At 69.3% G+C, this 18,066-nt stretch carries 17 protein-coding genes and 2 pseudogenes; 17 read left to right on the top strand and 2 right to left on the bottom strand.

Going from position 1 to position 18,066, the window contains the following annotated elements:
* Positions 1-237 precede the first annotated feature (237 nt).
* Together FF36_RS17730 and FF36_RS17725 are read left to right on the top strand one after the other, a co-directional pair.
* Entirely contained in the window at positions 238-471 is a 234-nt protein-coding gene (locus tag FF36_RS17730) for an Lrp/AsnC family transcriptional regulator (protein WP_009742309.1), read from the top strand.
* Between the two features lie 385 nt (positions 472-856).
* Positions 857-1,330, top strand: a complete 474-nt coding sequence (locus tag FF36_RS17725) for a DUF3515 domain-containing protein (RefSeq protein WP_044886212.1) — start codon at positions 857-859, stop codon at positions 1,328-1,330.
* Between the two features lie 48 nt (positions 1,331-1,378).
* Here FF36_RS17725 and FF36_RS17720 read toward each other — a convergent pair whose 3' ends face one another.
* Positions 1,379-2,482, bottom strand: coding sequence for a D-alanine--D-alanine ligase family protein (locus FF36_RS17720; RefSeq protein WP_044886211.1), 1,104 nt, complete (start codon positions 2,480-2,482; stop codon positions 1,379-1,381).
* A 320-nt stretch (positions 2,483-2,802) separates the two neighbouring features.
* Here FF36_RS17720 and FF36_RS17715 point away from each other — a divergent pair, with 320 nt between their 5' ends.
* Positions 2,803-3,972, top strand: a complete 1,170-nt coding sequence (locus FF36_RS17715; RefSeq protein ID WP_157871722.1) for an HNH endonuclease signature motif containing protein — start codon at positions 2,803-2,805, stop codon at positions 3,970-3,972.
* A gap of 6 nt (positions 3,973-3,978) precedes the next feature.
* Here FF36_RS17715 and rpmB read toward each other — a convergent pair whose 3' ends face one another.
* Positions 3,979-4,167 (bottom strand): 50S ribosomal protein L28, encoded by a 189-nt coding sequence (gene rpmB, locus FF36_RS32960; protein ID WP_055409184.1) that lies wholly within the window; start codon positions 4,165-4,167, stop codon positions 3,979-3,981.
* Positions 4,168-4,384: 217 nt separating this feature from the next.
* Between rpmB and FF36_RS38265 the strand changes: the two are divergent.
* The 14 genes and pseudogenes from FF36_RS38265 to FF36_RS17660 form a co-directional block, all read left to right on the top strand.
* Positions 4,385-5,184 (top strand): annotated as a pseudogene (locus FF36_RS38265) (OB-fold nucleic acid binding domain-containing protein); the annotation flags it as partial.
* Position 5,185: 1 nt separating this feature from the next.
* Positions 5,186-6,562, top strand: a 1,377-nt coding sequence (locus FF36_RS38260) for an ATP-dependent DNA helicase RecG (RefSeq protein WP_242422584.1), incomplete at its 5' end; no start/stop codon positions are given.
* 11 nt (positions 6,563-6,573) lie between these two features.
* Entirely contained in the window at positions 6,574-7,131 is a 558-nt protein-coding gene (rsmD, locus tag FF36_RS32955; protein ID WP_082122009.1) for a 16S rRNA (guanine(966)-N(2))-methyltransferase RsmD, read from the top strand.
* Positions 7,128-7,616: a pantetheine-phosphate adenylyltransferase gene (coaD, locus tag FF36_RS17705; protein ID WP_011606879.1), complete on the top strand. Its 489-nt coding sequence runs from the start codon at positions 7,128-7,130 to the stop codon at positions 7,614-7,616. Before rsmD ends, coaD begins: the two co-directional genes overlap by 4 nt.
* Positions 7,617-7,942: 326 nt before the next feature.
* Positions 7,943-8,557: a YceD family protein gene (locus FF36_RS17700; RefSeq protein ID WP_044886209.1), complete on the top strand. Its 615-nt coding sequence runs from the start codon at positions 7,943-7,945 to the stop codon at positions 8,555-8,557.
* The gene (rpmF, locus tag FF36_RS17695; protein WP_009742317.1) at positions 8,557-8,727 is read left to right on the top strand and encodes a 50S ribosomal protein L32; all 171 of its coding nucleotides are present in this window, start codon (positions 8,557-8,559) and stop codon (positions 8,725-8,727) included. Before FF36_RS17700 ends, rpmF begins: the two co-directional genes overlap by 1 nt.
* 5 nt (positions 8,728-8,732) lie before the next feature.
* Positions 8,733-9,821 carry a phosphate acetyl/acyltransferase gene (locus tag FF36_RS17690; protein ID WP_044886208.1) on the top strand — a complete coding sequence of 363 codons (1,089 nt, stop codon included), beginning with the start codon at positions 8,733-8,735 and terminating at the stop codon, positions 9,819-9,821.
* Positions 9,818-10,636 (top strand): ribonuclease III, encoded by an 819-nt coding sequence (gene rnc / locus FF36_RS17685; RefSeq protein WP_044886207.1) that lies wholly within the window; start codon positions 9,818-9,820, stop codon positions 10,634-10,636. The genes FF36_RS17690 and rnc overlap by 4 nt, the downstream gene beginning before the upstream one ends.
* Before the next feature lie 97 nt (positions 10,637-10,733).
* Positions 10,734-11,705 carry a bifunctional DNA-formamidopyrimidine glycosylase/DNA-(apurinic or apyrimidinic site) lyase gene (gene mutM, locus FF36_RS17680; protein ID WP_044886206.1) on the top strand — a complete coding sequence of 324 codons (972 nt, stop codon included), beginning with the start codon at positions 10,734-10,736 and terminating at the stop codon, positions 11,703-11,705.
* Positions 11,706-11,911: 206 nt separating this feature from the next.
* The gene (locus FF36_RS17675; protein ID WP_044886205.1) at positions 11,912-12,676 is read left to right on the top strand and encodes a DUF2786 domain-containing protein; all 765 of its coding nucleotides are present in this window, start codon (positions 11,912-11,914) and stop codon (positions 12,674-12,676) included.
* Positions 12,677-13,083: 407 nt separating this feature from the next.
* Positions 13,084-13,380, top strand: a complete 297-nt coding sequence (locus FF36_RS17670) for an acylphosphatase (protein WP_370657105.1) — start codon at positions 13,084-13,086, stop codon at positions 13,378-13,380.
* 213 nt (positions 13,381-13,593) lie between these two features.
* On the top strand, positions 13,594-13,791 hold the full coding sequence (locus tag FF36_RS17665) for a hypothetical protein (protein ID WP_044886204.1): 198 nt from the start codon (positions 13,594-13,596) through the stop codon (positions 13,789-13,791).
* 428 nt (positions 13,792-14,219) lie between these two features.
* A pseudogene (locus tag FF36_RS38255) lies at positions 14,220-15,407 on the top strand (chromosome segregation SMC family protein); the annotation flags it as partial.
* A 1-nt stretch (position 15,408) separates the two neighbouring features.
* Positions 15,409-18,056: AAA family ATPase (locus FF36_RS17660; RefSeq protein ID WP_242422583.1), on the top strand; the 2,648-nt coding region annotated here is incomplete at its 5' end.
* Between the last annotated feature and the right edge of the window lie 10 nt (positions 18,057-18,066).

The following is an 18,066-nucleotide window of genomic DNA, read 5'->3' as shown; positions in this document are numbered from 1 at the left end:
GGGCTTCACTATCAGTAGCGAGAATCGTGGTTGCCATCACAATCGGGTACGAGATCGGGCCGTCGCACCCCAGGATTGGGGCCGGATGAGCGTGCGGAGGGCGTCGACCGGCGCCCGTCGGTCGAGTCGAAGAAATTCCTCGGCCTCAGAGGCTCTCATCCGGCCCGTTTGCCTGTTACCTTCTGTCGGCCCGTAGTTCTGCTCGACGGGCTGTTGACGTCCGACGAGGGAGCGTCTGTGGTCCACGCGTACATCCTTATCCAGACCGAGGTCGGCAAGTCCGCGTCGGTTGCCAAGGAGATCGAGCAGATCCCTGGGGTCACCCAGGCAGAGGACGTGACCGGTCCTTACGACGTCATCGTGCGCGCTGAAGCGCCCACGGTGGACGATCTGGGCAAGATGGTCATGTCGAGGGTGCAGTCGGTCGATGGCATCACCCGCACGCTGACCTGCCCGGTCGTCCACTTCTGAAGGCCGCCCGCCCGCGCCTCGGTTGGGGCGGCGGGCATGCTGGCGCTTCGTCCGCCGATCGTCCGTCCGGGGATCCGGGCAGGAACACGGGCAGGCCCTGCACGGGCAGACCCTGACCGTCAGTCGGCAACGGCCGCTGTCGGTGGGGTCGACGGACGCCCGGCGGGCGGTCCCTGCGATGGCCACAATCGGGACATGACAGCAGTGGGTCGTGACAGCAGTGGGTCGTGACAAGCAGGGTCGACGTCTGCCAGCCGCCCGGCGGGCGGGTCGGTCGGCGGCAGCCTGGCGGGTGGACTCCGGGCGAGTCGATCTGAGCCGGGTCGACTCGCGGAGCGCCAGTTGGCGGCCATGGACCCGGCCTTCGGCCCTGGCGCCGCGCCGGATGGCCGCCGGACTCACCGCCTGCGGCACCGTGGGATGCCTGCTGGTGGCGGGTTGCAGCGGGCCGGGACCGGTCCGACTGACCAATGTCCCGGTGCCGGCGCCGGCCGACCGTGCGTCCTGCGCGGCCCTCATCGGGGTGTTGCCGTCCTCACTCGGTCACGGCCTCGACCGGCGTCGACTTGATCCGCCGCGGGACACCGCGGCGGCCTACGGCGGGGGACCGATCGTCCTCACCTGCGGGGTCTCGGGGGTGCCGGCGAGCTACCGGCCGGACTCGATGTTGTCGGAGGTCGATGGTGTCGGGTGGTTCGCGGAGAAGCTCGGTGAGACCGTGCGGTACTCGACTCCGACCCGATCGCCCCACGTCGTTCTCACCCTGCCGGGTTCCGGGTCGACCGAGGTGCAACCTTTCGACATCCTCGTCTCCGTCGGCCCGGCCGTGCGGGCGCACAGCGTTTCGACGACGCCGTGAGGCCGGACGACTGCTCGGACGGGGTCCACCCAGAGGTCGGCCGGATGGTCACCGCAACCCGGCGCCGTCACGTAGGGCGAGCCGCACGAGCCGGTCGACCAGATCCGGATAGGTAATCCCGCTCGCCGCCCACATCCTGGGGAACATCGACGTCGGAGTGAAGCCCGGCATCGTGTTGACCTCGTTGACGACCACCTGATCGTCCGGGGTGACGAACACGTCGACCCGCGCGAGTCCGGCGCAGTCGAGCGCCTCGAACGCCGCCACCGCCACCTGCCGCACTCGGGCCAGCGCCGACGAGGACAGCCGCGCGGGGATGTCGAAGCGGGTCTGGTCCGAGACGTACTTCGCCTCGAAGTCGTAGAAGCCCGTCGACGAGGTGACGGTGATCTCGGCCGGGACGCTGGCCTGCGCGCCGGGCTCGTCCAGCCGGCCGAGCACCCCGCATTCGATCTCACGTCCCGCAATCGCCGCCTCGACGAGGACCTTGGGGTCGTTCGCCCGGGCCGTCTTGACCGCCGTGTCCAGATCGGCCCAGGCGTCCACTCGGCTGATGCCGATGCTGGAGCCACCACGGGCCGGCTTGACGAAGACCGGCAGGCCCAGACGGTCCTGGTCGGCTTCGGACAGGGTCTGGCCGGCTCGCACCACGGCGTACGGGCCGACGGGCAGGCCCGCGGCCCGCAGCATGGACTTCATGTGCTGCTTGTCCATGGCGGCCGCGCTCGCGAAGACACCTGAGCCGACGTACGGCACCCCGGCCATCTCGAGGAGGCCCTGCACGGTCCCGTCCTCGCCGAAAGGACCATGCAGGAGCGGGAAGACCACATCGACGTCCCCGAGCGGGCCCTGGATGGACTCCGCACCATCGCGCGGGAACCAACGTGACGCGGTCGGGTCCGGAGCAAGCACGACACTCGTCCCCCGAGACGCCGTGACCCGGGGAAGTTCTCCGTCCGCCGGTGCGAGGGCATGCACGTCGGGCAGGAGGACCCAGCGCCCCGACGGGTCGATGCCGACCAGGACGACGTCGTAGACGTCGGGGTCGAGCGCGCGCAGCACGCCGCCGGCAGACACGCAGGAGATCGCGTGCTCCGTGCTGCGGCCGCCGAACAGGAGGGCGAGTCGAATCCGACGCCTGGTACCTGCCATGCCGGGACACTAACGGATCGGCGCCGGGGTCCGGGGCCGCACCCGGTGACGGCGTCCGGGGCCGTCACCGTTCGGCCGACTGGCTGGCGCCGGACGGCCCGATGGCCAGCCCCGACCGGTCGATCGCGGGCGTCGGGGCGAAGGCGTCGTGGCGGTGATGCATAATCGAATACATGTTCGATTTGACTTCAGGGGTCGGCGAGACCCCTCAGGACGGCGTGGCCCGGTCCACCGAAGGTGAGTGCGCAGGCCGGTCCGCATCGGCGGACGCGGACCGGGCGAGTCCGTCACCCGGTCCGGCGACCGTGTTCGGGCGGTCCGTGGATGACCTGAGCGACGACGAGTGCCTCCATATGGACGGCCGGATCGCCCGGGAACTGGCGAGGCTCGAGGCGTGGCGGCTGCGCGTGCGGGCCAGGTTCGCCAGGCTCCGTCCTCCGCTTGCGGGCGACCGGGAGGGCGCGGAACGGGGATTCAGCGAGTTCGCCGGGGATGAGATCGCCGCCGTGGCGCGTTCCGCGCCCGCCGCCGCCGGACGCCAGCTTGAGCTGGCAGTGGCGGTGGTCGACCGGCTGCCCGAGACGCTTGCGGCGTTGGAGTCCGGCGAGATCGATCTTGACCGGGTGAGGGCGATGGCCGACGTCACGAAAAGCCTCGACGTCAGCCAGGCCCGTACGGTCGAGAACAGGGTGCTGGCGCGCGGAGCACGGGCGAGCTGCCCCAGCTTCCGGGCCGCGGTGACCAGGTCGGTTCTCGCCGTCGATCCGGACGGGGCTGACCAGCGTCGGCGCCGGCGGGAGCGCGACCGTCACGTTCGGACCCGCGCCAAGGAGGACGGGATGGGGGAGCTGTCGGTGTTGTTGCCCGCGGATCGGATGGTTGCCGTCTATCGGCGCATCGATGCGCTGGCCCGAGACGCCGGGGGGCCGGACGACGAGCGCAGTATCGGTGAGCGTCGGGCCGACGTGTTGGTCGATCTGGTGATGGGCGAGCGACACGGCCCAGTCGCCACCGAGGTCTCGGTCGTGGTGTCCCTGGCAACGTTGATGGGGCTCTCGACCGCGCCCGGCGAGCTCGAAGGGTACGGTCCGATCCCGGCCGAGCTGGCCCGCGAGCTCGCCCACGGCTCACGTTCGAGCTGGCGGCGCATCGTCACCGATCCCATTGACGGTTCGGTGCTCGACGTGGGAGACAGACGCCATCCTTCGCCAGCGATGGCCCGGTTCGTCCGCGCACGGGACAGGACCTGCGTCTTCCCGGGATGCCTCAAGCCGGCACGAGACTGCGATCTTGATCATACGACGTCGCGCGCGGAGGGTGGGAAGACTCGGGTCGACAACACGGATCCGCTGTGCCGTCATCACCACCGGTTGAAGCATGCCGGGATCTGGATCCTGAGCCAACCCGTGCCGGGTCACCACGTCTGGACGAGCCAGACCGGGCATCAGTTCGTCAGCGAGCCCGAACCCTACCTCGACGAAGTGGTGTAGAGCGCGTCAGGCGCGCGCGACCTTGCCCGCCTTGATGCAGGAGGTGCAGACGTTCAGTCGCCGACGGGTGCCACCCACGACGGCACGGACTGTCTGGATGTTCGGGTTCCAGCGACGGCGAGTGCGTCGGTGGGAGTGGGAGACCGACATACCGAAGCCCGGTCCCTTGCCGCAGACGTCGCACACCGAAGACACGAAAAACACTCCGTCGAAGTAGTAATGGTCCCGGTGCATGCCCGGGACGTCGGGCGGTCAGGACCGCGATCGTACTCATCCCGTGAGCCTGATGGCCTGGTCGGGAGAACTCGCGCAGCAGAGACCAGGTTGAGGTTACCTCAGGCGCTGTGGTCTCGGCCGTGGGGCACAAGGCGAGGGAGCTCGGCGTCGTCGGCGGTTCGGGCAGTATCTGGGTGTGGTCGACCTCGACACGCCCCTGAAGTCACTCCTCGGTCCGCGGGCCGCCACCCTGTTGGCGGAGGGCCTCGAGCTGTATGTGGTCGGTGACCTCCTCGCACACCTGCCCCGCCGGTATCACGAGCGGGGCGAACTGACGGATCTCGCCGACCTGGTCGTCGGTGACACAGTCACGGTCCAGGCGCGGGTGGAGAAGATCGAGCGCCGACCGATGCGGGGCAGCCGCCGATCCATGCTGCGAGTCACCGTGACAGACGGCACCCATGCGCTGGCTCTGACCTTCTTCAACCAGAGCTGGCGCGAACGCGACCTCCGCCCCGGGACGACAGCGCTGTTCGCCGGGAAGATCGACGAGTACCGCGGCCGCCGGCAGCTGACCAACCCCGAGGTCCAGCTGCTGGAGTCGGAGGTCGAGGGCGACGTCACCGGCCCGCTGTTCGCAAACGCGCTGGTGCCGATCTATCCCGCCGCCGCCAAAGTACCGAGCTGGACCTTGGCCAGATGCATCCGCCTGGCCTTGGACTCCCTCGGTCCTCTCGAGGACCCGTTGCCGGAGGAGCTGCGTCGGCGGCATCGACTGTCCACGCTCGCTGAGGCTTACCGGCTGGTGCATCAACCTTCCAACCGCGGCGACGTCGCTACGGGGCGCAAGCGTCTGACCTGGGACGAGGCTCTGGTCCTCCAGGTAGCGCTGGCGCGCCGTCGCCGCGAGGTGGAAGCGTTGGCGACGACCGCCCGCAGCGCCAGGCCGGACGGACTGCTGGCCGCGTTCGATGCCGCGCTGCCCTTCCCCCTCACNGCGGGCCAGCGTGAGGTGGGTGCCACCATCGCGGGGGATATCGGGCGCCCGGTGCCGATGCACCGCCTCCTGCAGGGCGAGGTCGGGTCGGGCAAGACGGTCGTGGCGCTCCGGTCGATGCTTATCGTGGTCGATGCGGGCGGCCAGGCTGTCCTTCTCGCACCGACCGAGACGCTCGCAGCCCAGCATTGCCGGAGCCTGCGGGAGATGCTCGGCGATCTGGCGCGATCCGGCGAGCTCGGTGCCGACGAACAAGCGACTCGGGTGACCCTGGTCACTGGTTCGATGGGCGCCCGCGCTCGGCGGGAGGCGTTGGCGGACATCGCGGAGGGCTCAGCCGGTCTCATCGTGGGGACCCATGCTCTGCTGCACGAAGAGGTCATCTTCGCGGATCTCGGGCTGATCATCGTCGACGAGCAGCATCGGTTCGGCGTCGAACAGCGTGACGCGCTGCGGGCACGGGGCCGGCGCCCACCGCATCTGCTTGTCATGACAGCGACCCCGATCCCACGGACCGTGGCCATGACGGTCTTCGGGGATCTCGAGGTATCCGAGCTCACCGAGTTGCCGAGCGGCCGTTCTCCGATCGCCACGTTCGTCGTTCCTGCGGCCATCCGCTCGTGGGCCGATCGGATGTGGGGTCGGATCCGTGATGAGGTTGCGGCCGGCCGCCAGGCCTACGTTGTCTGCCCCCGAATCGGGGGGGACAGCGTGGACGACGATCCCGGTGCGCTCTCGGACGAGGCGGCGGGGCGGGTGGGACGTCCGGCGGCGACGGTGACGGACGTGCTGCCACAGTTGGTGGACGGTGAACTTGCGGGCCTGCGGGTGGAATCGCTGCATGGCCGCCTCCCGGCAGCACAGCGGGAGGCCACGATGACCCGCTTCGCCGAGGGGCAGATCGATGTGCTGGTGGCGACCACGGTCATCGAGGTCGGGGTGAACGTGCCCAACGCGACGGTGATGGTGGTTCTCGACGCGGATCGGTTCGGTGTGTCGCAGCTGCACCAGCTGCGCGGACGGGTGGGGCGCGGCACCGCACCCGGGTGGTGCCTGTTGCATACGGCGGCGGACCAGGGCACGCCAGCCTGGGAAAGGCTGGGAGCGGTCGCCGCGACCAACGACGGCGCGGAGCTCGCCCGACTCGATCTTGCTCAACGCCGGGAGGGGGATGTACTCGGCGCGGCCCAGTCAGGGGGACGCCGATCCCTGAAGCTGCTGGCGCTGCTGAGGGACGAGGAGCTGATCCGGGAGGCGCGCATCGAGGCAACCCGATTGGTTGATGCCGATCCCGAACTGGATCAGCATCCCGCCCTGCGGCGGCTGCTTGACGCAGCGCTCGATGATGCCAGCGCGGCCTTTCTCGAGAAGGGATGACCAGCGCCTCGATGACGCGAATTATCGGTGGGACCGCAGGTGGTCGACAACTCGTCGTTCCCGCGGGTCGATCCACCCGACCGACGTCGGATCGTGCCCGCGAGGGTCTGTTCAACACGTTGTCGACGTGTGTCGACCTGCCGGGTGCCCGGGTTGCGGATCTCTACGCGGGTTCGGGTGCGGTGGGCCTGGAGGCGCTGTCCCGCGGCGCGTCACATGCTCTTCTTGTCGATCATGATCCGGTAGCGGTCCGAGCCCTGCGGCGGAACGTGACTGCCCTGGGGCTTTCGGGCGCCGAGATCGTGCAGGCCCCGGTGTCACGTGTGGTGCAGAACACTTCGGGGGATCCCTACGACGTGATGTTTCTCGATCCGCCATATGCGATGAGCGACGTCGAGCTCGGCGAAGTGCTGGCAAAGCTCTGTTGTGGCGCATGGCTGGCTGCGGACGGTGTCTGTGTAGTCGAGAGGTCTCACCGGTCGGGTCCGGTTGCGTGGCCGGATGGCTTGTTCGCGCTGCGTGACCGGAGGTACGGAGAGGGTGTTCTCTGGTACGGTATTCGATCATGAGGAGGGCAGTCTGTCCCGGTTCATTTGATCCGATCACTAACGGCCATCTCGACATCGTCATCAGGGCGAGCAAGCTCTTCGACGAGGTCGTGGTCGCCGTTTCGATCAACAAGAACAAGGCCACCCTGTTCACCATCGATGAGCGCATGGAGCTCATTCGTGAGGCGGTGCGCAATCATCCGATGGCGCCGTCCAACGTAGTGGTGGATGCGTCACACGGCCTGGTGGTCGACTTCTGTCGTGCGCGTGGTATCCAGTCGATCGTCAAAGGTCTGCGCGCGGTCAGCGACTTTGACTACGAACTTCAGATGGCGCAGATGAACAATTCGCTCGCAGGTGTGGAAACGCTCTTCATGAGCACGAACCCGCAGTATGCGTTTCTGTCTTCAAGCCTGGTGAAGGAGGTCGCTCGCTACGGTGGAGACGTCTCGCACCTCGTGCCCGATGTGGTGCTCAAGCAGCTCCGCGAGCGCGCGGTCGAGTAGTCGCTACCGCAGCCGCTGGGGTGCGCCCGAGGCCGCTCGCCCTGCAGCCCGCTTCACACCGGGGCTGGATGAGTGGCCATGGGGGGCCGGATGTCCCCCGGCGGGTGCCGACAGCGTGCGGGCCGTGTCGTGACCCGATCGGATACGCTGGATCCGTAGTCGTCGACTGGCTGGGGTGCGTCCGGCGGTCCTCCGGGATGCCCTGAGGGGCCATCGGAGGCCGGCTTCTCGGTCGTCAGCCGGCGCTGCAACAGCCCCACCCCCATGTAAGGTCCGCCACCGCGGGCTTTCCCGAGCCGAACCTAGACGTGAATTCGACTGCCGCCATGACTGGATCCCCCCCCCGCCGTAGGACGCCCAAGGGCCCTCTGGTGCTTGACACCCGCGAGCTCGGCCGGCGGCCGGGGTCGATGCGCCGTGTCCGGGCCCAGGCGGTGCTCCCCGCCGATCTCGGGACCGAGATGATGTGGGTCCCCGCGGGGGCCACCGCCACGTTGGATCTCCGGCTGGAGTCGGTGATCGAGGGGGTGCTGGTCAGCGGCACGGTCGTGGCCCCGCTACAGGGCGAGTGCGGCCGCTGTCTCGACGAGGTGTCCGACGTCGGCACCGTCGAGATCCGGGAGCTTTTCTACTACGCTGACCGAGCTGCGGACGTGGCGGATGACGACGACGCCCGGGTCCTCGTAGACGATCATGCTGACCTGGAGCCCGTGGTCCGGGACACGCTGGTACTGGATCTACCGTTGTCGCCCACCTGCAGGCCGGACTGCGCGGGACTGTGCGTGGACTGCGGGGCACGGCTCGACGAGGTCGGGCCGAATCACTCCCACGACCGCCTCGACGCGCGGTGGGCTGCGTTGTCCGCTATGGCGGAAGGCGTCGCTCCGACGGGAACTGATCAGGGTCGGTCCGACCCTGACGAGAGCAAGGAGAAGGAATAGTGGCCGTCCCGAAGCGGCGCACCTCGCGCAGCAACACCCGGTCTCGCCGTTCGCAGTGGAAGGCCAAGGTGCCGACCCTCGCGAAGTGCTCCCGGGGGCACGTGATCCGGCCGCACACCGTGTGCACGACGTGCGGCCGGTACAACGATCGTCAGGTGCTTGACGTCTGACCGGTGTGACCCGCATCGCCGTTGATCTGCTTGGGGAGGGGCTCCCTGTGGGGCCCCTCCTTGAGGCGTTGCCCAGCGCGTTGGACGCGGACCCGCGTCTCGTACTGATCCTGGTTTCGCCCGCGGAAGGTGTACGTGAGGAGCTTGCACGGCTCGGCATCTCGGCTGGCGAAAGAGTGCTGCTGAGATCCGCTACCCGCACGGTGGCGGGGGGACCCGCCGCCCTTCGCGATGTCCGCTCGCGCAGGGACGCCGGCGTCAGGGTGGCCGCCCGGCTGGCGCGTGAGGGCGACGCCGATGCGATGGTCTCGGTAGCGCCCATCGAATCGGTCGTCGCCGCTGCCCAGTTCACCTACGGACTGCTTCCCGGTGCCACACGAGCGGTACTAGCTGCGATCATCGGGCGGCAGGAGGCGGGCGTCGTGTTGTGTGACGCCGGGTCGACCGTCGGGGTGACGGCCGACGAGCTTGCCCAGTCCGCGCTGCTGGGCAGCGCATACGCGACCCTGCGGTTCGCGGTGGACACACCCCGGATCGGGCTGCTGGGACCCCGGGAGGCGTTGTCGGATCCGCCGCGGCGCCTCGCCGACGAGCTGCTTCGGTCGCTCGATCTGAACTATGTCGGTCCGTGCACGGTGGAAAGTGTTCTCGCCCGATCTGAGCCGGCCGGTCAGGATCGGGCGGCCGTTGGTTGGTCTTCAGCAGCAGGCTCAGACCGGCGGCTGGAGGTCGCGGTGACCGACGGTTACACCGGTGATGTCGTGCTGTCGACCATTCGAGGTGTATCGAGCTGGGAACGTCGAGATTGGGAACGTCGAGATATTGCCGGCGGCACGGACGCCGGCCTGGATCCGGCATGGGGAACATTGGAAGATCCTGATGTGCGAGGGGGAACGATCGTGCTGGGGGTCGACGGTGTCGCGGTCCATGCGGAGCACACCCAAGGAGGATCCGTGGATGCCGGGGCCGGCGGGCTGCTCGCGGCGCTGAGGGTGGCGTCCTTGGCGGTGCGCGGGGATCTCGTCCCGCGGACACGGGCTGCGATGGCGATCCTGGTGGCGCGGCGGCGGGCGCTGGCTGGGTTGGCCGGATGACGCGCCATCTTCCGCCTCCCCCGCCACGGGACGGCCTGATCGAGGTCCTCGAGGCTGCCATCGATCCGGAGCTGCTGGACCGGGCGCTCACGCACCGTTCCTACGCCTACGAGAAGGGTGGTCTTCCCACCAACGAGCGGTTGGAGTTTCTGGGTGACGCCGTGCTCGGTCTCGTCGTGACCGCCGCACTCTTCCTCCGTCATCCTGATCTTCCCGAGGGGCAGCTGGCCAAGCAGCGGGCCTCGGTGGTGAACATGCGGGCACTCGCCGACGTTGCTCGTGGCCTCGGTCCGAACGGACTGGGACCCTACCTGCTGCTCGGCCGAGGGGAGGAGACGACCGGGGGCCGCGACAAGGCGAGCATTCTGGCCGATACCCTCGAGGCCATCATCGGGGCGGTCTATCTCTCGGCTGGCCTCGACGCGGCCTCCATCTTCGTGCATCGCCTGTTCGATCCGTTGTTGGACGAGGCTGCGGGTCGCGGCGCCGGGCTGGACTGGAAGACATCGTTGCAGGAACAGACGGCTCTGCTCGCTCTCGGACCGCCTGAATATGTGGTCGAGGAGGCCGGCCCCGATCACGCCAAGAGATTCACAGCGCACGCGCGCATCGCCGGCGAGCCGCTGGGCGAGGGCGAGGGCGGCAGCAAGAAGGAAGCGGAGCAGCGGGCTGCGGCAGCGGCCTTCGCCGTGCTGGAGAGTCGAGCGGCCGCAGCGGAGCAGCAGGATGCAGACGGCAGTCCGACCGGTCCCGCCGTGCTCGGTGATCCTTCCGTGGCAGGTCAACTGGACCGGGGGCACGTCTCGGGTCACTGAGGGCCACGACCACCGACTGCCATGCCCTGACGTTCCGTTTCGCACGGATGGCTCGTGCCGGTTCCGCCCCTGACACCGCCCCCGACGGTCGGAGATCATGCCAGAGCTACCAGAGGTGGAGGTCGTACGCCGCGGGCTGCAGCGCGGCGTCGTCGGCCGGGTCATCGCCTCGGTTGCGGTGTGTCACCCGCGTGCGGTTCGCCGTCATGCGGCCGGCGCGGGTGAATTCTCCGCCCTGCTCGTCGGGCGGCGGGTGACCGCCGCGAGACGTCGTGGCAAGTACCTCTGGCTCGCACTGAGGACGGAACCCGCGGCGGCGATCCCGGCCGAGGCGCCGGTGTCGGCGCTGGCGGTCGAGTCGGAGACGGAAAGCGCGCCGACGGGCCTGCCCTCGTCGGCGTCGTGCCCGTCATCCGCCCCCGACGACGCTCTGATCGCGCATCTCGGCATGAGCGGTCAACTCCTTGTGGTGCCGCCGGCGACTCCGGATCAGAAGCACCTGCGAATCCGCTTCACCTTCCTTGATGGAGGTCGGGAACTGCGGTTCGTCGACCAGCGAACCTTCGGCGGCCTGGCGGTCGCCGTCGGTGGTGGGGAGCTGCCCGAGCCGGTCGCTCACATCGCCCGGGACCCGCTTGATCCCGACTTCGACGAGGACCTCGTCGTCCGACGGCTGCGTGGACGCCGCACCGGCGTCAAGCGGGCGCTGCTCGACCAGACGCTGGTCAGCGGTGTGGGCAACATCTACGCGGACGAGGCGCTGTGGGCGGCCAGGCTGCACTACGCCCGTCCGACGGAGACATTGACCCGTCCCGAGATCCGTCGGCTGCTGGACTGCGTCCGTACGGTCATGATTGCGGCCCTCGACGCGGGCGGGACGTCCTTCGACAGGCTGTATGTCTCGACCGAGGGGGTCAGCGGACTGTTCGAGCGGTCACTGGAGGTCTACGGTCGCGCAGGTCTGCTCTGCAGCCGGTGTGGGGACACGATCCGCCGGGACGCCTTCATGAACAGGTCCAGTTTCACCTGTCCCACCTGCCAGCGCCCACCCCGCCGACCCAGGTGGTAGGCTTCGATCAAACGTTCGAAGGCAGTGACCTCCTCGCGAGGTGATCTCGGACGTCGCAGCGTGAGGGCGGTGAGGGCCCGCTCGCGTGCTGGACCACACTGTCGCCTCATCCGGGGCCGAGCCGGGGATGCTCCCGGCTCGGTGAGGCACCACCGACGGCGTCGGGTCGTGCTTGAGCCGCCCGAGGCGAGAGGGACGGAGATGCCATGAATCCGGATGCGCTGCTTGGTCGGGTGCGAAAACTCCTGGCCATGGCGGAGGCCGAGGGGCTCACTGAGGCCGCCAGGGAGACCTACAACGTCAAGGCAGCCGAGCTCATCGCGCAGTATGGGATCGATCGCGCGCTCATCGAGGAGGCCGCGCCGCGTCGGGCCGCCGCCGCAGATCTTGTGGTTACCGTCGACTCGCCCTACGCCCGAGACAAGGTCTCGCTGTTGGCGAGCATCGCAGCCCCGCTGGGATGCCGGCTCGTGCATCGCACGGTTCGCCGTGATCACGGGACGGAGCATTCCGCGCACCTTTTCGGCATGGATGCGGACATCCGCCGCGTGCAGTTGTTGTTCACCTCGCTGCTTGTGCAGCAGGCACACGGATTGGCCGTCACGCGCCCGCCGCGGTATGAGGACCCGAGAGCGTTTCGCCGGTCGTGGATGGCCGGGTTCGCCTTGGCCGTCGCGCAGCGGTTGGCCCGTACGGAACGGACGGCCCGCGAGCGGGCCCAGGCTCAGCAGCGGGCGGAGGAGGGCGACGGCTTGGAGAGTCGCCCCTCGGTCGCGGTGGTCCTGGCGGACCGGAGTCAGCGGGTGGACGCGCATCTCGCCGCCGTCTACCCGCGCCTGCGGACGCCGCGGGCGCGTCAGCTTTCCGGTAGCGGCGGTCGGGCGGGTTACCTGGCCGGCGAGCGAGCCGACCTCGGGCTCGGCAACCGGGTGTCCGGTCGGGTCTCGCCAGCGATCGGCTCGCGTGGATAGATGACGGATCTTCCTGGCTAGAGCTTGCCGCCTGGAAGATTGGGAACTGCGGTCTGTGTGGGGCCGGAGGTCCGTGGCGGAGCGTAGCCGGGTCCGATGATCTTGTCTGCGCCGTCGACCGGTTCTGGCGTCACATGGCGATCACCATCGGTGCTTGCGTGCGGGACGGGTAGCGCTCCGCCGTCCTGGGAGAAGTTCTGCCCGCAACCGCTTATCAGCAGAGCGGACCCGAGGGCTCCGCAGACGAGTGCCACGGCGGTGGACCTGCGGCGGGAACGCGGCCCCAGCGGCCGCGCCCGTTGAGGGTCCACCGGCCGTCGCGCCTCGCTCGAACAGCCTGCCATGTCTGAGAAAGATGAGGTGTCCACGATGGGCTGTACCCTACCGTGCTGATGAGCGAGGTATCCATGAAGCAGGCGGCGCCTGGCCCGACCGTGGTCCGCTTCACGGCTCGTGTCGTCGGCCGTGTCCAGGGCGTCGGTTTTCGTGACTACGTGCGCACCCGTGGCCGCCGGCTCGGCCTGGTGGGAACGGCCACCAATATGCCCGATGGCGCCGTCGTGGTGATTGCGGAGGGCGCGGCGTCCGCATGTCAGAACCTGGCCCGCCTGCTCGTGACGGGTCACACTCCCGGTTGGACGGATCGGGTCGAGGTGGTGTGGCAGAGGGCACAGGGCGATCTGGTCGACTTTCGCCGGAAGTGACTGCCTGTGGACACTGCGCTGGCCCAACTGTCGTCAGGATGACCGTCAAGTTTTTGCGTGTTCACCGGATCAGTCGGGGGGCATGTGGCATGCTCTTGACTTTCGGTCACTCGGCGTGGGACTCTAGAGCCATTGTTTGGGGCGCACTCTGATCTGTTCGGATCTTGTGTTGTCCGACACCCACTAGGTCACTCATCGTGGAGGACCATCACTATGGCGAAGGCCCTTTTCGGCCACGTCGGTTCCGGCAGCGACCTGCGTCTCTCCTACGAGGTGCGCCGGCTCCGTGCTCGAGTTGCGGAACTTGAGGCTGAACTGACTCGAGTACGCGAGGTCAACGAGGCACTGGTCGGAGGTGTCGACGTACCGGAGGATGTCCGGGCACTCGACGCCGAGCCGGCGTACACCTGAACCGCAAGGTCGGCTATCGGGGCGTTTCCTGTGAGGAACGCCCCTTCGTACTGACTCCGCCCAGCTTAAGCGATTTTCGGGCCTTAAGTGTGTGCGTAATTGGCTACATACTGTAATTGAGGCGTCGCTTGGTCGGGGGCGGCCGTCGCGACATCAGGGTCGTCGTTCGGGAGTGTACTCCTAGCGTGACCCGGAGTGCTGCGATGTTCCGTCCCCGTTCGGGGCTGGGATTGCAGTGTCGGTCTTGCCGGAATCCTGGCGAGACAGGTTACTTCTCCGACTCCGCAGGCCCTATTTCGGAGCGCGACTGCGGAGTGTAGCTGCATGCGTGCTTTGTGTCGCTCGATAGGATGGGTCTATCCCACCGTCGGCTGCTCCCGGCTATCCGTCACCAGTCCGGCGAGCCCTCCTCACCGCTCCGGAGACCGGTGCACCTCAAGAGCCTGACCCTGCGGGGCTTCAAGTCCTTTGCGAGCTCGACCTCCTTGCATCTCGAGCCCGGAATTACCTGTGTGGTAGGCCCGAATGGGTCCGGTAAGAGCAATGTGGTCGATGCCATCGCCTGGGTGCTTGGGGAGCAGGGCGCCAAGGCGTTGCGGGGCGGCACCATGTCGGACGTCATCTTTGCGGGCACACCCGCACGCCCGGCGCTTGGTCGGGCCGAGGTGCTGCTCACGATCGACAACTCCGACGGCGCGTTGCCGATTGAGTACACCGAGGTGACCGTCGGCCGTCTCATGTTTCGCAGCGGGGAGAGCGAATACACGATCAACGGCACGGGATGCCGGCTCCTCGACATCCAGGAGCTCATGAGCGACTCGGGGATCGGCCGCGAGTTGCACGTGATCGTGGGCCAGGGCCAGCTCGACGCCGTGCTGCACGCGCGCCCCGAAGATCGCCGTGCGTTCATCGAGGAGGCCGCCGGCGTTCTCAAGCACCGCAAGCGCAAGGAGAAGGCGCTGCGCAAGCTTGAGGCGATGTCGGCGAACCTCACCCGACTCAGCGACCTGTCCGCGGAGCTACGTCGGCAGCTAGGTCCGCTCGGCCGGCAGGCGGAGATCGCGCGAAAGGCCGGAGTCATCCAGGCCTCGCTCAGGGACGCCCGACTTCGGCTGCTTGCGGACGATCTGCACTCTGCGCGGACCGCGATCGCCTCAGACGTCGTGGACGAGGAGGCGCTGCGGCGACGTCTCACCGACTCGGAGACGGCGCAACGCGCCACGGCGCAGCGTGAAGCGCAGCTCCAGGCGGAGCTTGCCGCCGTCGTCCCTCGTGCGGCCGCGGCGCAGGAGACCTGGTACGCGATGGCCTCCCTGCGGGAGCGGTTGCTGGGAACCCGCTCGCTGGCGACTGAGCGAGCCCGGCTGCTGCGGATCGGATCCGATGAGCTACGGGGTCGCCGTGATCCAGAGGAGCTCGAGCAGGAGGCGATCGCGGTCCGGGAGCAGGAGATCGCGCTCACCGAGCGGTTGGAACGCGATCGCGAGCTGCTCGAGGAGGTGGTCATCAGGCGGGCGGACCTCGAGGCAGCGCTGGCACACGAGGAACGAGAGCTGATCGCCGCGGCCCGCGCCGCGTCCTCCCGGCGCGAGGAGATCGCTCGGCTCGCCGGCCAGNTCGAGGCCGCGCGGTCGAGGGCGAGCGGCGCGGAAGAGGAGATCGCGCGGACGACGGAGGCGCTGACGGCCGCACGGGAGCGCGATGCGGAGGCCGCCCAATCCCGGACCGCGCTGGAGACGGAACTCACCCAGATGGAGGGCGCTCGAGAGGAACTCGCCGAACGGCACCGCACCGCGGTGGCGGTGCATGCCAGTGCGACCGACCGCCTGGAGACGCTGCGGGCACAGGAGCGTGCGGCCGAGCGGGACCGGGCGTCCTGGACGGCGCGCCGTGATGCTCTCCAGCTTTCGCTCGTGCCAGCCGACGGCGTGGCGGCTCTGCTCGAGGCCGTCGCGCGGGCGCGGGTTCCTCAGGGCGAGCCGCCGGGCAACGCGGGCGGCCCGCGAGACGGCGCCGAGCGGGCTCACGATGGCGTGTCATCGGGTGATGGGTCGCCCGCGAGGTCGTCCGGCGGGAAAAGGGGCGGACCCGGTAGCCGTCGGCACCGATCAGGTGCGATGAAGGACTCCGCCTCGGCCGACAGGGGCCGGCCCGAACTCCCGCCCCTGGACCCCTCTTTTGCGCCCCTGGGCCGGCTGTCCGACGTTGTGACCGTGCGGCCGGGAGCCGAGGTAGCGGTGGCTGCGGCGCTGGGGCCGGCGGCCGACGCGCTGTTGGTCGCCACGCCGACCGAGGTACTGACCGCGTTCGCCTGGCTGCGGCAGGCCGATGCCGGCCGAGCTGCGGTGGTGATCGCCGGGACCATGGGAGATGGGAGCGGGACCGCAGGCGATGCCGAGGGCGTCGGCGGATGGCAGCGCACCGGCCGGGGCCGCGGCGAGGCGGACGAGCCGGTCGGCGACGTGGCCGGCCCGCTCCCCGAGGGCTGCGTCCCCGCCCTGGCCCTGGTGGAGATTGTCGACGACCGTTTCCGTTTCGCGCTGGTGTCGCTGCTCGAACGCACCATCGTCGTCGACGATCTGGCCGCCGCCGAGCTCGCCGTCCGGTCTCGGCCTGATCTGCGGACTGTCACGAGGTCCGGCGATGTCCTCGGTCCCGCAGCGTCGATCGGGGGCAGCGCACATCCGCCGTCGGCGATCGAGCTGCGCGCGGCGGCCGACGAGGCGCAGGCCGGAGTGGTGGAGGCGGCCCGACGGGCCGAGTCGGCCCACGAGTCCTTCGAGCCGGCCAGAGCCGAGGTGGCGCGGACCCGTTCGGCCATCGACGCGGCGCTGGCCGCCCTGCACGGGGCCGACGCCCGGTATCGAGCGTTGTCCGAGCAGGTCGCACAGCTTGAGCGGGCGAAGGGCGGTGCGGGCTCGGAGGTGGCCCGGCTCGAGGCCGTTCGCGGCCGCGCGGAGACGGCCAGGGACCGGGCCTACGGCGCGCTGACCGAGCTGGAGACCGCCCTCGCCGCAACCTCGGCGCAGCCGGAGATCGACGAGCCGACGCCGGCCGAGCGGGATCGGCTGGTCACCGCTACCTCGGCCGTGCGTGCCGCCGAGGTAGAGGCCCGGCTGGCCGTGCGGACCAGCGAGGAACGGGTGCGCGGCCTGCAGGGTCGAGCGGACGGGCTGATCCGGGCCGCGGCGAGCGAACGAGCGGCCCGGGCCGCCGCCGCCCGCCGGAGGGAGGTGCGCGAGCGGCAGGCTGTGGTCGCGGCGGCACTCGGGGACGCCACCCAGGTGACCCTGGATCGGTTGGACCGTTCGTTGGCCCGTGCTGCGGCCGAGCGTGCGGAGGCCGAAGCCCTGCGCCGCGCGACCGAGTCGGACCTGACCGCCGTGCGTGAGCAGACGCGGGCACTTGCCACCGAGGTTGCGGCGCTTCGGGATGCGGCGCACCGCGACGAACTGGCCCGCGCGGAGAAGCGGCTGCGGGCGGAGACGCTCGAGACCAAGGCGATGGAGGAGTTCGGGATCGGCGCCGAGGACCTCGTGGCCGAGTTCGGGCCACAGGTGCCGGTCCCGCCCGACGACCCGGACGGTACGCCGGCGCCGTTCGACCGGGCCGAGCAGAACGCCAGGGCCGCCACCGCGGAGAAGCAGCTGGCCCGCCTCGGCCGGATCAACCCGCTTGCGCTGGAGGAGTTCGCTGCCCTGCAGGAGCGGGCGGCGTTCCTGTCGGCGCAGCTCGACGACATCAAGAGCACACGGCGGGACCTGCTGCTCGTGGTCGAGGAGGTCGACGTCCGGGTGCGTGAGGTGTTCGCCGCAGCCTTCGCCGACACCGCCCGGGAGTTCGAGGTGGTCTTCGCCACCCTCTTCCCCGGTGGCGAGGGCCGCCTGGTGCTCACCGACCCCGACGACATGCTGACCACCGGGATCGAGGTCGAGGCACGCCCGCCGGGCAAGAAGGTCAAGCGGCTGTCACTGCTGTCGGGTGGGGAGCGATCGCTGACCGCACTCGCGCTACTGCTGGCGATCTTCCGGGCCCGTCCGTCACCGTTCTACGTTCTCGATGAGGTCGAGGCGGCCCTGGACGATCGCAACCTCGGCCGGTTGCTGAACGCCATCGAGGGGCTGCGGCAGAAGTCCCAACTGATCATCATTACCCACCAGAAGCGGACTATGGAGATCGCCGACGCCCTGTACGGCGTGGCGATGCGTGGTGACGGAGTCACGACCGTGATCAGCCAGCGGTTGCGGGAACGGGCGGCTGTCTGACCCGGCCCGG

This window comes from Frankia torreyi (assembly GCF_000948395.1).
In the GTDB taxonomy this organism is placed as follows: domain Bacteria; phylum Actinomycetota; class Actinomycetes; order Frankiales; family Frankiaceae; genus Frankia; species Frankia torreyi.
The sequence above is the reverse complement of the archived record's forward strand: the minus strand, read 5'-3'. Positions and strand labels throughout refer to the sequence as shown.